Origin of the sequence: Synechococcus sp. R55.8, assembly GCF_047461895.1 — a bacterium.
Taxonomy (GTDB): Bacteria; Cyanobacteriota; Cyanobacteriia; order Thermostichales; family Thermostichaceae; genus Thermostichus.
Window position 1 is genome coordinate 13142 of sequence record NZ_JANSIB010000003.1, and the last position, 12447, is coordinate 25588.

Annotated in this window: 12 protein-coding genes; 5 read left to right on the top strand and 7 right to left on the bottom strand. The window is 56.5% G+C overall.

The window, feature by feature from the left end:
- Position 1: 1 nt before the first annotated feature.
- From aroQ to NW829_RS00535, 4 genes are all read right to left on the bottom strand, one after another.
- The gene (gene aroQ, locus NW829_RS00520) at positions 2 to 499 is read right to left on the bottom strand and encodes a type II 3-dehydroquinate dehydratase (RefSeq protein ID WP_049749607.1); all 498 of its coding nucleotides are present in this window, start codon (positions 497 to 499) and stop codon (positions 2 to 4) included.
- Positions 477 to 608: a hypothetical protein gene (locus NW829_RS00525; RefSeq protein ID WP_011434447.1), complete on the bottom strand. Its 132-nt coding sequence runs from the start codon at positions 606 to 608 to the stop codon at positions 477 to 479. Before NW829_RS00525 ends, aroQ begins: the two co-directional genes overlap by 23 nt.
- Before the next feature lie 168 nt (positions 609 to 776).
- Positions 777 to 2726, bottom strand: coding sequence for an acetate--CoA ligase family protein (locus tag NW829_RS00530; protein WP_414416203.1), 1950 nt, complete (start codon positions 2724 to 2726; stop codon positions 777 to 779).
- Positions 2727 to 3044: 318 nt separating this feature from the next.
- Positions 3045 to 4478: a glycosyltransferase gene (locus NW829_RS00535; RefSeq protein ID WP_414416204.1), complete on the bottom strand. Its 1434-nt coding sequence runs from the start codon at positions 4476 to 4478 to the stop codon at positions 3045 to 3047.
- Between the two features lie 684 nt (positions 4479 to 5162).
- Here NW829_RS00535 and NW829_RS00540 point away from each other — a divergent pair.
- Entirely contained in the window at positions 5163 to 6407 is a 1245-nt protein-coding gene (locus NW829_RS00540) for an Era-like GTP-binding protein (RefSeq protein WP_414416205.1), read from the top strand.
- Here NW829_RS00540 and lipA read toward each other — a convergent pair.
- The 3 genes from lipA to NW829_RS00555 form a co-directional block, all read right to left on the bottom strand.
- Positions 6404 to 7258 carry a lipoyl synthase gene (gene lipA, locus NW829_RS00545; RefSeq protein ID WP_011434441.1) on the bottom strand — a complete coding sequence of 285 codons (855 nt, stop codon included), beginning with the start codon at positions 7256 to 7258 and terminating at the stop codon, positions 6404 to 6406. The genes NW829_RS00540 and lipA overlap by 4 nt on opposite strands.
- A 230-nt stretch (positions 7259 to 7488) precedes the next feature.
- A complete protein-coding gene (locus NW829_RS00550; RefSeq protein WP_414416206.1) occupies positions 7489 to 7974 on the bottom strand; it encodes a DUF4079 domain-containing protein in 486 nt (161 codons plus the stop codon).
- Between the two features lie 465 nt (positions 7975 to 8439).
- Positions 8440 to 8676 (bottom strand): DUF3148 domain-containing protein, encoded by a 237-nt coding sequence (locus tag NW829_RS00555; protein ID WP_011429589.1) that lies wholly within the window; start codon positions 8674 to 8676, stop codon positions 8440 to 8442.
- A 510-nt stretch (positions 8677 to 9186) separates the two neighbouring features.
- On the opposite strand from NW829_RS00555, the gene NW829_RS00560 reads away from it, so the two are divergent.
- From NW829_RS00560 to NW829_RS00575, 4 genes are all read left to right on the top strand, one after another.
- Complete coding sequence (locus NW829_RS00560) at positions 9187 to 9408, top strand: DUF2949 domain-containing protein (RefSeq protein WP_041436895.1); 222 nt, start codon at positions 9187 to 9189, stop codon at positions 9406 to 9408.
- Positions 9389 to 10471: a nucleoside triphosphate pyrophosphohydrolase gene (gene mazG / locus NW829_RS00565; RefSeq protein WP_414416207.1), complete on the top strand. Its 1083-nt coding sequence runs from the start codon at positions 9389 to 9391 to the stop codon at positions 10469 to 10471. Before NW829_RS00560 ends, mazG begins: the two co-directional genes overlap by 20 nt.
- A gap of 408 nt (positions 10472 to 10879) precedes the next feature.
- Positions 10880 to 11839 carry a transglutaminase family protein gene (locus NW829_RS00570; RefSeq protein WP_414416208.1) on the top strand — a complete coding sequence of 320 codons (960 nt, stop codon included), beginning with the start codon at positions 10880 to 10882 and terminating at the stop codon, positions 11837 to 11839.
- A 92-nt stretch (positions 11840 to 11931) separates the two neighbouring features.
- Positions 11932 to 12438 carry a hypothetical protein gene (locus NW829_RS00575; protein WP_011429595.1) on the top strand — a complete coding sequence of 169 codons (507 nt, stop codon included), beginning with the start codon at positions 11932 to 11934 and terminating at the stop codon, positions 12436 to 12438.
- The last annotated feature ends 9 nt before the right edge of the window (positions 12439 to 12447 follow it).

A 12447-nucleotide genomic window follows, 5' to 3' on the forward strand; every position in this document is an offset into this window, starting at 1 on the left:
CCTACACAGATTGCAGGCGCAGGTGTTGCACCAGAGCCTGTAGTCCCAACAGGTAGCTTTGTGCTCCGAAGCCGCTGATTTGCCCAACCGCTACGGCAGCAATGTAAGAGTGCTGGCGGAAGGGCTCGCGGCGATGGATGTTGCTCAGGTGGACTTCCACAGTGGGCAATCCTACGGCTGCAATGGCATCTCGGAGAGCAATGCTGGTGTGGGTATAGGCCCCAGGGTTGATCAGAATGCCGACATGCTGCTGGCGGGCGCGGTGAATGGCATCGATGAGCACCCCCTCGTGGTTGGACTGGAGAATCTCCAGCTTCGCCCCTAGCATTTCTGCCTGCCGATGCAGAGCCTGATCGATCTGCTCTAGGGATACTGAGCCGTAGATGCCCACCTCTCGCACCCCCAGCAGGTTGAGGTTGGGGCCATGCAGTACCAAGAGGCTGAGAGGCTCGCCGCCGGGGGCAATGGCAGTCGGATTAACGACGACGATGGGATCCATCTTCTACCGGAATGGGAGCAGGTTGAGGCTGGGGGTTCCCCAGCAGGGTGTCGATCACACGTTCCACCCATTCCCGGATCTTTTCCAGCACCTTTTCTACCCAATCCATCCGATCTGCCTCGCGAGGTTTTACGAAGGGAGTTTATTCGACGGACTTCTATGATAGCGCTTCTTTCCGAGGGGTGTAGAGCTGACTGGCTGGCCAGCCTTTTTCCCCAGCAGGGATCCCTTGTTTTGCCTACCCTTTTACAAGAATCTGAAGAAAATCCAAAACCCCTCAGCCAGACCAGTTCTTCAGCATCTGGCTAATGGTTCTGCAGATGATCCGCAGGGTCATGGAGCGCAGCAGGATCCCCATCTGAAGGTCTGTCCCCGGCAATTCAAATCGCTCCGCCTGGCCCGCCACCGTCAAAGTTAGGGTGGATCCCCGCTGCAGGAAGAGGGCGCCGCCGGGGTTGAGATCCCGTTTCAGGGTTTGCAGCTCTTGATCGGAGGGATCCCGCAGCACCACCAGATCGCTGCCTTCGTAGGCCAAGCCCTCCCGCTCCAGGGTCTCTGCGTCGGCTTCTGCCAAAAGCAGATCCAGTTGGGGATGGCGCAGCAGGGTTTTCACCTGGCGAAAGAGGCTGCCCTGCAGGGGTCTAGAGCTGTGGTTTAGCAGCACGCCCTCCCGACAGACGGATCCCACACATGCGTTGGGGCGGTGGGACAAAATATGCTCCACCAAGGTGTGCGCCTCCGCCAAGGTGAGGCGGTTAAAGGTCAAAATCGGGATGCGGGCCGTCTTGGGAAACAGATGGTCGAGGATTGCCCCCGGCACATCCACTCCCGCGCCAATGGCAGGTTTTTGGTGCATGAGCACACCTGGCGCAGCATTGATCTCGATGATCCCCAGGGATCTCTCTTTCCAGGAGCGCTCCAGGCTGGGGGCAATGACATCGATGCCCAAGCACACCAGCGAGAACTGCTGGGCAATGGTTTGGGCCAAAACCACGTTGTCGGGATGGACGGTGGCCGTGACATCGCGGCTCACTCCTCCCGCCGAGAGATTGGATACCTTGCGCAGATAGACCGTCCGCCCCGGTTCCAGCACACTGTCCACTGTCAAGCCTTGCTCTGCCAGAAAGCGCTCCATTGCCTCATCCCATTGGATCGGCCCCAGGGGAGAAGTGGGGGTATCCCAACGGACGGGATCCCGGTTGGCCTGCTCGATGAGCTGCCCGATGGTGCTTTGGCCATCTCCCGTCACCGAGGCGGGGCGTCGTTCCGTGGCCGCCACAAAGCGGCCTCCCACACACAACAGGCGAAAATCAGTGCCCTGCAGATGCTTTTCCAGGATCAGTCGGATGGGCTCCTCAGGGGGAAGGGCTGCCACGGCTACCTCGTAGGCAAAGGCCAGTTCTTCCGGGGTTTGAATGCCTGCTGTTACCCCTATCCCCTTGTGGCCGGCCACCGGCTTGAGCACCACCGGATAGCCGATTTCTTGCGCTTGCTGCAAAGCTTCTGCCAAAGAGGCGACCACCTCTCCCTGGGGCACGGGGAACCCTTGCGCCGCCAGAAAGGCTTTGCAATCGTCTTTGCGGGTGGTGAAGTCAGAGTCGAGATGGCTGTCGCAGTGAAAGGTGGTGGCCACCCCTCGCACCTGGTTGCGCCCATAGCCATACTGCATCACCCCCTCATCCCACAGGTAGTAGGTCGGGATCCCGCGTTCGTGAGCAGCCCGCAAGAGGGCATAGACCGTCGGCCCGCCGTACACCGAGTCGCGAAACAATTGCTGCAGGCGGCGCATCTCCCCTTCAAAATCGAAGGGCTGTCCTTGGGTGATGGCTTCCAGCCAATCCCAAGCAAAATAGACCGCAGCACGAGTGGTACGGCCATGTAAGGTCTGCACCGCGATGCGCACATACTCTGAAAACGGATGACAGCTCCACCGCTGCAAGTGGAGATCCATCTGCAACCGGTTCACCTCCGTCACCAGCCGGGCAAACAAGTGGGCGTAGGAAGGATAAGATCCCTCCTGCAACTGGGGGAAATGGAAGCAGACCTTGGACAGGTAGACATCAATGGGCAGCGGCTGTGGGCACTGGGTAAGGGCAAAGTCGAAGGTGAAAGCGGCTGTATTGAGATAGGGGTTAGGGCCGAGATAATGCTTCAGGTTGAAAATGTCGAAAACATCCGACTCGCGCGCGTTGATGCGGGGCACGCCCGCCGCCTCCTGCAAAACCATAGCCGGCCTCAAGAGAAGGGAAACAACGACCTCAGCTCGGAGAAAACCCAACTCCCCCGGCTTGGGCCGCTTCCATTATTCCCGATCCGACCCCCATCCCCGCAGCACAAGGGATCCCGGGCAGCTTTTTGCCTGTTAAAGCCCCTTTGGAGAGTTAAGTACAAGAGTTCCAGTCGAGCAGGATAGAAGGCAGGCCTGGGTCTGGATACCCCGGTAAGCTGCTGCTCCCCCGATTCCTGCTTGTGGATTTCTTATAGGCTAAATCCTATCGTGAAGTATCTGACGGATTAGAGTTCCCATTCTTCTATTAACAGCCGACTAAGTAAATAAGTCCTTTGTGTTGGAGAAAGCAATTTGATTTTCACTTCCTAAAATAAAGACAAATCTAGAGGAAAAAACAAAACCGAATTTTGTCAATTGGTCGTCTGTCTTTACAATAAGAAGATCCCACTTTTCTTTGACATAAGAGTTTATATTGGCTACGTGGAGACGAGACAGGATTTTTCCATCGCTTGGGAGATCAGATAGGGGGAAACCAGGCTCAACATAGAGATCTAACCTCTGCAGGTCTAGCAAATCGGCCACAATCACTGGAGGACAGTTCCGGCCAACGAGCACCTTTGGCTGCTCCTGCAGTCGATGTAGCTCCTGAGCAGACTCGTAAATAGCCAGACGTGTGTTTATCAAATCCCTAGAGGAGGTGCTGATAAGAAAGCGGGGATCAGATTTTGCTGCGTAAAAATCGGGCAGCTCTCCATTAAATATCCAATTCATTAGATCGGCCATTCGATACTTTGGATGCCAGTCGGTAAAAAACTTCTCATAAGCTCTTTTGGCAATCTCTATTGCTGATTCAGGGTTCTCTAAGTAAAACTTAATCTTTTCTACTAGCTCCGAATAAGAGTTGTAGGTATCGCAATATAGTCCGGGAACTAAGTACTCATCAAAACCAGATGCAAATGAAAGGCGATCTGTCAATAGAAAGCCCCCTGCAGAGATAATTTCAAGGTTCCTCAAGTTAATGTCGCCATTTAGGCTACAGTTAAAAGAGATCAAGGAGTGGGCAAATAAATGAGCTCCCTCTTCTCTAGTTCCTGACTTAGCAATCAAAGGCAAACCCGCTTCTCTCAGAGCATTGATCAGGAAAGAGCGCCTTGGGTGAAAGCTACCGATGTGGCCAAAGAAAGCAATTCTGTTTTCTCTTGTCTCTACCCACTCATGAGTGACCACGTACATATTCATCAAAGGCAGCCACGCCGCATTTTGGATCCCTGCTGAAACAAACCAGTGTAGATGCTGCCGATTGTAAGTAGTGACTACATAGTCAAAGTTCTCTTGGCTGCAGTAATTTAAGAGATAGTTAATAGGTGCTATTCTGTGACCATATAGAGGAAATCCCCAATGGGTATCTCCAGCTAACAAAACTGTTGGACAGCCGAACTTTTTGGTGTTGAAAGGTTTACATGAGTCGAAAATAGAAGAGTTAACTACTACTAAATCAAACTCTTTATCTTCAATCTGATTCGAACGATGCACAAACTCGTAAAGATCGTAGTCTCCCAAGGGGCACTCAACCAGCCCCTGAGGAATGCTGTAAAAGTTAAAGCCACACCCCTTCGCTGCCCATCCCGGACACAGGGTTACCTGCTTATTGGAAAAAACCGGGAATGTGAGGTAGTCCACCACATTTTGCCATACTAAGAGAACTCGCGGCTGTAGAGCCTCAGCTTTAGAATTTTCCATGGCTTGCATGAATAGCGCTTACCTCAAAACTTCTTGGCACAGGGCGAATTGTAGCATGTAGAGATGTTGAGAGCCAGATTAAGCTCCTGCAAGGAAGACAGAATGTAGCATCCTATTCCTTTCCCCGCCAGAGTTACAGTTATTCCGCCTCTCCTGCAGCGGGCAGAGAAAGCTTCGTTGGCTTTCCCCTGGTGCTCGGTGCTACTTTTGGTCTCCGATCTGCCACGCGAATGCGACTGCCCTCAGCCCCTCTCCCGCAACTAGGGAGGGGAGACTGGGTTCGCCAGCTGCAATTCGGAATAGAAATCTCCCAAGCTGCTCGGTCAACCCCAAACGCTATTCAAGACGCCATTCGACGCCATTTGTGGTGGGTGCGCATCCCAAAAACCACTCAGGCAAGCCAATTGAACTAACGAAGAGTACTCAGAAGCACAACATCCATAACCAGCAGCGCCCCAGCAAAGGCCAGCAGGCTGCGCACGATCTGGCGCTCTTGCTTAGAACGATGGGATCCACCCACACGAAGCCATTTCAGAGATTGGGGAAGGCGGTACAGCATAGGAGATTCGGCGGAACCCTAGGGTGATCATGCCCTATTTTGTGGGGTTTGGATTCCCCACGCTGGGGGGGAGAAACGGCTAGCCCTGAGGGGCAATTCCCTCTAGAGTGAGGGTTAGTCCATTGCCCCTGTCTATGACCACTCCCTTGACCCAAGCCGAAACCGTTTTGCAAAGGTGCTGGGATCATTGGCAATCTCTGGCCAGCCGTCGGGATTTACAACCGGAGTTCAGGGCTCTATCCACTTTGCGCAAGCGCCTCACCGCGCGGCTGTTTTCCATTGCGGTGTTTGGGCTGGTCAACCGTGGCAAGTCGGCCGTCCTGAACGCCCTAACCGGCGAGGAGCGATTGAAGGTGGGCCCCCTCAATGGGGTCACTCAGCAGCCCCAATCCCTGCTGTGGCAGCCGGAGCCAGGGATCCCTTGGCGGGTGAGGCTGGTGGATACTCCGGGTTTGAACGAAGTGGAAGGAGAAGCCCGCGAACAGTTGGCCTGGGATGTGGCCCGCTCGGCGGATTTGATCGTGTTTGTCATCGCCACCGACCTGACCCAGTTGGAATACCAAGCTCTCTCGGAGCTGCGCACTCTATACAAGCCCATCCTGCTGGTGTTGAACAAATGCGATCTCTACTCCGAAGCGGAGTTGCAGGCCATTTGTGCCCAGATCAGCCGCCACCTAGGCTGGGTATCGCCGCAGGAGATTTTGACCGTGGCCGCTTGCCCAAAACCTCTGAAAGTCCGCACCCACTGGCCGGATGGCCGCATTACTTTGGAATGGGAACGGCCTGCACCCCAAATTGAAGCCTTGCGGGGGCGAATTCTGCAGATTTTGCAAACCGAGGCGGGATCCCTCCTGGCTTTGAATGTGTTGAAGCGGCTGGACCGGGTTCAGGCCCAGATTCTGGAAAAACAGTGGCAGCACCATGCCCCCTTTGTGGAGCAATGGGGCCAAGCTGTCGCCCTCGGCAAGGGGATTGTGGTGGGCTTGGCTCCGCTGGGGTTGGATTTGCTGTTGGCCCCACTGCTGGATGGCCTTTGGCTGTTGGGCTTGGGAGTGCGGCTTCACCTACCCCGGACGGCCTTGTGGAGGGGGCTGGTCTCCTTTCGCGAGGGGCTGTGGCGACCGCTGCTGCTCAATGGGGCTTTGCTGCTTCTGGCGGAAGGGGTGAGTTCCTGGCTGTGGGGAGGCTGGGGCAACGGCCTCTTGCCGGGTCTGGTAGCGGGGGTCAGCCTGTATCGCCTGGGATCCCTGGCGCCACAGGTGCTCAGCCGGTTTGCAGCCCGAGCGTTCGGCCTGGAAGCGGGCCTTCGTGCCTTGATCGGACGGGAAAGGTTGGCTATGACAGACTGCACAGCCTCTCTGCCAAGCTCCCTGGCCTAGTTCTCAACCATTTCGGCAGCGTGGTAGGAGCTGCGCACCAATGGCCCTGAGCGCACCTGGCGAAACCCCATCTGGCGGGCTATCTGGCCCAGCTCGGCAAACTCTTCCGGAGTCCAGTAGCGTTCCACAGGGCGATGGGCCAAGGAAGGCTGCAGGTATTGCCCCAGAGTCAGACGATCGCATCCCACCGCCAGCAGATCCCGGAAAGTTTCCAGCACTTCTGCGCGGGTCTCCCCATGCCCCAGCATCAGCCCAGACTTGGTGGGTAATCCAGGATTCAGCTCCTTGACCGTTCGTAAAACCCGCAAGGACAAGTCGTAGCCGGAGCTGCGCCGTACTGCCTGGGAGAGGCGTCGCACCGTTTCGATGTTGTGGTTGTAGCAAACAGGCTGGGCAGCCACCACACGGGCAATGCACTCGCGATCCCCGCGAAAGTCGGGGGTGAGCACCTCGATCTGGGTGCCGGGGCAGCGCCGCCGAATTGCCTCCATGACCTCCACAAAGCGACCGGATCCCTGGTCGGGCAGATCGTCGCGGGCCACCGAGGTGAGTACCACATAGCTGAGCCCCAGCAGCTCAACCGCCTCGGCCACTTTCTCCGGCTCTGTGGGATCCAACGGTGCGGGCCGTCCACTGGCCACCTGGCAAAAAGAGCAGGCGCGGGTACAGATCCCTCCCATCAGCAGAAATGTAGCGGTTTTTTGGCTGTAGCACTCGGCTCGATTTGGACAGCGCCCCTCCTCACAAATGGTGTGCAGGCCCCGCTGCTTGATCACCTGCTGCACCGCTGAAGTCTCGCTGGCTTTGCCGATGGAACGCTTGACCCAACTGGGAAGAGGGCTAACCGACATAGGGAGAACCGTTGCGTTAACTGGGTATCGGCAACAAGACTGCGCCCCTCTACAGCCGAAGGATGCAGCGCCTGCTCTGCCATTCTGACATGATGAAGCTCTGGGTTCCGAAAAGGGGAGGCCGAAGTCTTTGGGTCGACGGACTTCTCGGCTCGCACCAGCGGGACAAAGTCCTCCCAAAGCTCAGCCCTGTTCAGGGTTGCATGGGTCTTTCGGGGAGATTAAGCCACCTAGGGTGTGGTCAGCATTTGGTTGACGATGCGCTGCACAATCTGAAAGCCGGTCACCGCCTGCCAACCCAAGATCGCCAGGATCACCACGTTTAATAGGACATGCACATTACGCGCCCAGACCTTTTGCCCGTCTTTCATCAGCGGTGCTAGAGCCGCAGAGCTGGCCACCAAGGCCACAATGCCCAACCCAGCCAGCAGGTGAGGCCCAACAAACAGCTTGCCATTGTTCAGGTAGGTAACCCCCATGCCGCCCAGCGCCCCGAACACCATCAACACCAAGAACAGGGATCCGGCGAGGAAATGCCGCTGACCAAACTTCCCTTTGATCAGCTCTTTGCGTTCTTCTGCCGAGGCAGTGCGCACCCGTCGCGCTTGCAGACCCAGGTAAAGGGCATACAGGGCCAGCGCAAACGCCAAAATCATCAGCACAGGATGAAAGAAGGGCAAGGCCAGCTCTAGCCAGCGGGGAAGTTGAATGCTCATAGAGATCGCAGGATGGAAGAGGAAGACGCCCCCAAATTAACATGAGTTAACCTGATGCGCGGCAGTCTCCAGTCTCAGCGCAGCGGACTGGCACCCTATGGCAGGGTAACCCCCTGCGTCACTTTGTGGCTACGCAACGCTGCCGCGGCCCAGCTTTATCCCAGTCGCCAGCAAGAAAAACTCTTGCACCACTGGGGGCGGATGTGCTGAGCCCTCTACAGCGCGGCGGTGGCAGATCGCAAAACCAGCTACCAAAAGCTGGGCAGGTCTGTCAGCTACTTCGACACCGCTGACGGGAATAAGCAACTGAGCTCGCTGAAGCGTCAGAAGCGGCTAGCCGCGGTTCAGGCTATCGCGAAAGTCCGCCGGCCAGTTGAAGGCTCGCTTCTGCAGAAAGCTGCCAGCTCCCAAAGGTTCTAAAGGCCGGCAAACCCATCCAGCTGGCTCGGAGGAGAGATGGGCGTGTCAGGACAGGGATCCCACCGGCGCGAGATATTTTCCGTCTATGAGAAAGATGCCATTGGCAAACTGCACACTGTAGGTGCCCAACAGCCGCCGCTGCAGGATCACCCCTTGTTCGTGCAAGCGGATCAAATGGGCCGGGCGCAACATCGGCATTGGGTCAGCCGTTTTTAGGTAAGGAGGCATCTCCACCACTTGAACCGTTGCCCCCACCGGCAGTAAACCCTGGGCTTCAGACATAACGGGAGTCCATGTGGCAAGTGTCTCTAGCTTAGCTGAACGTAGGACGATGTATGCCCAAAACCGAACCCGAGCAGGATGACAGCATTAGGGCAGATCCCAGAGGAGCCGAACAGATTGGATCCCCGAAGAATTGTTGTAAGATTTTTATCAAGCACGAGGATTCAACGAGATAAAAAGGTAACATCTTGCAAGGTGAGTTGGTTTTTCCCACAAAGAAAAAGCAGTCGGCCTTTCGGGGTGCTGCCAACTGATCGCCAATTTGCTACCATACCATGAACTCTTGGTACCCATTTTTTGTGTCCTTGGATACGGAAACCTCATTTGCCGAGGCAATTTAGGGGTTCTCTTGTCCTGGAGCTGTGGGCGCAGCGCTTAGCAAGCTCGCCTTCGGCCTACGCACCAGCCAGATCTTTGCCGAAATTCTGTAGAAGTGTTAAGAATAGTTACATTGGTTTGCTATCTTCTCAGTTTTCATACTCGTCCTTACTTCAGCGCTGCGAAACGACCATGCTAGATCCCATTCCCCCCCCAGCCCTTGAGGAATATCTATTGGAAACGGGCATTATCGACCGTTCTCAACTGAGCCTGGCCAAGAAGCTGCAGCATCGCCAGCAAGGGCCGTTGCTGATGATCCTTTTGGAGTTGAGTTTCATCGATCTGGAGCAGCTCAGCCGCCTTTTGGATTTGGGCCGCGCCTACCCTTTTGATCATGCTGCAAACGCTGGATAGTCTTCAGCCCAACTGGCAACAGGCTCTGGCTCGGTGGTTCGCTGCTGAGCAGGGATCCCTGCTGCTGAAAAGCTGTGGGGGCCAGGATCTGGCGAAGCTGCGCAGTGTTTTGCAACAGATCTGTTCTCCTGTCCAGTCTGTTACGTTGCTAACAGAAGACTTGGAGGTGGTGGCCGGCCCATTGACGCTGCAAAGCTGGGATCCTCAAGCGACGGGCCATTTTGCCCACCTTTATCTGGAGCGTTCCGCCTCTAGCTCACACATGAGTCGTTTGGCGGCTATTGTTGCTCGGTTGCGCGCTCCCGACGGGTGTCCTTGGGATCGGGCCCAAACTCCAGAGTCTCTTACCCCCTACATTCTTGAAGAAGCGTATGAGACGGTAGCTGCCATTCGAGCCGGGGATCCGGCAGCAATTGCCGAAGAGCTGGGGGATTTGTTGTTGCAGGTGGTGTTGCAGTCTCAGATCTTTGCCGAGCAGAACCACTTTGATCTGGAAGCTGTGGCTGCGGGAATTGCCGATAAGCTCATCCGCCGTCACCCCCATGTGTTTGGGGATGCTGTGATGGCAGATCTTCCGGAGTTGCACCGCTCTTGGGAACAGATCAAGCAAGGGGAGCGACCGGATCAAAGCCTTGGCCAAAAACTGCTGCACTATGCCCAAAGTTTGCCTCCCCTAATGGCTGCCCTGAAAATTTCCTGCAAAGTGGTGGGGGCAGGGTTTGAGTGGCCAACGGTGGAGGGGATCTGGGCCAAGATCCGCGAGGAAGAAGCCGAGCTGCGTCGAGAATTGGAGAGGGATCCCCCCGATCCAACTCGGCAGGAAGCCGAACTGGGGGATCTGCTTTTTGCCCTGGTCAACTTGGGCCGTTGGTATGGTTTGGATGCTGCCCAAGCTCTAACCCAAACCAACCTGCGCTTTGCTCGCCGTTTTTTGCGCATGGAAGAGCTGGCTCAGGAACCAGCGGGATCCCTGCCCGGCGATGGCATAAGCTCCCTTCTGAAAGGACGCAGTTTCCAGGAGCTGGAAGTCCTTTGGCAACAGGCCAAGCAAGAATATCCCTAGTTTGGATATGGGGTTGAGCTGGCGCTGGCTTTGAGGGGGTATCCGCCCACACAGTCTTGGGGCAAGTTCTCTTTGTAGGGTAGGAGCTGTTCTGAGCACCTGTCTCTATGTCGGCTATGTCTCCAGTTTCTTCCTTTGAGCAAGCTGGGGCTTGGATTGAATGCCTGCCCACATGCCAGAATGCAGCAAACCCCCCTCGCTATGCTCCTGTACGGGCCGGGGAGTATATTCGCTCTAAGCTGAAGGTTTCGATGATTGGGGAGGCAGGGCAGAGCTCTCGGAGATCTCAAACTCAGATAAAGTTTCAAAGCTCCCCGGCAGAGGATACAGCTACCTCCTGGCTTTGATTCGAGAGCAGTTTGGGTGGGTTGCCTAATCTCAAGGCTCGGCTGCCTGTGGTGAAACCTCTTGCCCGTCATTTGGCCTGTGCAAATTCAGATCCGCCATCTCATCGAATATCGCTACAGTCGTCCAGTCCAACTGGAGCCCCACACGGTGCGATTGCGACCGCGCTGCGACGGGATCCAAACTCTCCTGGCTTTTGAGTTGCAGGTGGATCCGCAGCCGGTGGGCCAATCGGCGCTGGTGGACCTGGAGGGCAACGCGGCGGTTCGGCTCTGGTTTGGGGATCCCACCGAGCACTTGCGCATCCAAACTCAGGCCACGGTGCTCACCCTGCGGCAGAATCCCTTCGACTACCTGCTCTGCGATTGGGCCACCCATCTCCCCATCGACTATCCCAGCACGCTGGCAGCCCAATTACAGCCTTATCTGACGGCTCAGGCGGATCCCGGCATCCAGGCCTTGGCCTGGGAGCTATGGGATCACGTGCAGGGGGAAACGACAGCTTTTCTGCCGGCGCTGAACCAGCGCATCTATTCAGAATGCCGCCACATCTTGCGGGAAAAGGGGGATCCCTGGCCTGCCGGCTTGACCTGGCATCGCAAAACCGGAGCCTGCCGCGATTTGGCCCTGGTGTTCATGGAGGTCTGCCGTACGGTAGGCTTGGCCGCGCGCTTTGTCAGTGGCTACCAGGTCAGCCCCTCGCAGCCTTCGGGGGAGAGCAGGGGTGGAGAACCCCCAGAGCCTGTGCGCCGTCATTTGCACGCTTGGGCGGAGGTGTACTTGCCAGGGGCCGGTTGGCGGGGCTTTGATCCCACCCAGGGGTTGGCCGTGGCCGATGGTCATGTGGCTTTGGCGGCCAGCGCTTACCCCAGAGATGCCGCTCCCATTTACGGCCATTGGCTGGGCAAGGGCGTTCACAGCAGTATGAGCTACACCATCCACATCCAGGCGGGATCTTCTGCGCAAAGCCAAGCCCAGCTTGCTGCAGACAGCCTTAGCACTTCACCAAAAGTTTGGGGCTGAAGCCGTAGAGCTTCAACTTGGCCGGATCCCAAAGCGGAAATTTGAGATAGCATAGCCTAGCCCAGATCTTGAGAATTTGCCGAGGGATCCCGTTGACCCAGTCTATTGATGTCCCCACCAGCGTTGATACGTTTTTGCAGGAGTTGGCCGCCATTCAGCAAGTTGGGCCGAAGCGAGTGGCCATCCTGGGCAGTCGTCATGTGCCCATTACCCACCAGTATTTGATCGAGACCCTCAGTTATGCCCTGGCCCTTACCGGCAATCAGATCCTCACCTCTGGGGCCATTGGCACCAACTTGGCCGTCATTCGGGGGGCGATGCGGGCGGACATGAAGTCCTTGACGGTGATCTTGCCCCAGAGTTTGGAGCGACAGCCGGCAGAGTCGCGGGCCAGCCTGGAGCAGGTGCTGCATCTGGTGGAACATCCCGAAAACGACCATCTTCCCCTGGCGGAGGCCAGCCGCCTGTGCAACCTGGAGATCATCGGCAAGTGCCAGCAGTTGATCTGCTTTGTTTTCCACGACAGCGTCACGCTGCTGGATGCCTGCAAGCACGCCGAGGAGCAACACAAGTTGGTGACTCTCTTCTATTTCGACTGATTCGACCTT

What these genes read in the sequence shown, in the direction of transcription:
- mazG (WP_414416207.1), top strand. Translation starts at nt 9,389, where the DNA reads ATGCTGCAAACGCTGGATAGTCTTCAGCCCAACTGGCAACAGGCTCTG.
- NW829_RS00540 (WP_414416205.1), top strand. Translation starts at nt 5,163, where the DNA reads ATGACCACTCCCTTGACCCAAGCCGAAACCGTTTTGCAAAGGTGCTGG.
- NW829_RS00555 (WP_011429589.1), bottom strand. Translation starts at nt 8,676, where the DNA reads ATGTCTGAAGCCCAGGGTTTACTGCCGGTGGGGGCAACGGTTCAAGTG.
- NW829_RS00560 (WP_041436895.1), top strand. Translation starts at nt 9,187, where the DNA reads ATGCTAGATCCCATTCCCCCCCCAGCCCTTGAGGAATATCTATTGGAA.
- NW829_RS00550 (WP_414416206.1), bottom strand. Translation starts at nt 7,974, where the DNA reads ATGAGCATTCAACTTCCCCGCTGGCTAGAGCTGGCCTTGCCCTTCTTT.
- NW829_RS00530 (WP_414416203.1), bottom strand. Translation starts at nt 2,726, where the DNA reads ATGGTTTTGCAGGAGGCGGCGGGCGTGCCCCGCATCAACGCGCGCGAG.
- NW829_RS00535 (WP_414416204.1), bottom strand. Translation starts at nt 4,478, where the DNA reads ATGCAAGCCATGGAAAATTCTAAAGCTGAGGCTCTACAGCCGCGAGTT.
- NW829_RS00525 (WP_011434447.1), bottom strand. Translation starts at nt 608, where the DNA reads ATGGATTGGGTAGAAAAGGTGCTGGAAAAGATCCGGGAATGGGTGGAA.
- aroQ (WP_049749607.1), bottom strand. Translation starts at nt 499, where the DNA reads ATGGATCCCATCGTCGTCGTTAATCCGACTGCCATTGCCCCCGGCGGC.
- lipA (WP_011434441.1), bottom strand. Translation starts at nt 7,258, where the DNA reads ATGTCGGTTAGCCCTCTTCCCAGTTGGGTCAAGCGTTCCATCGGCAAA.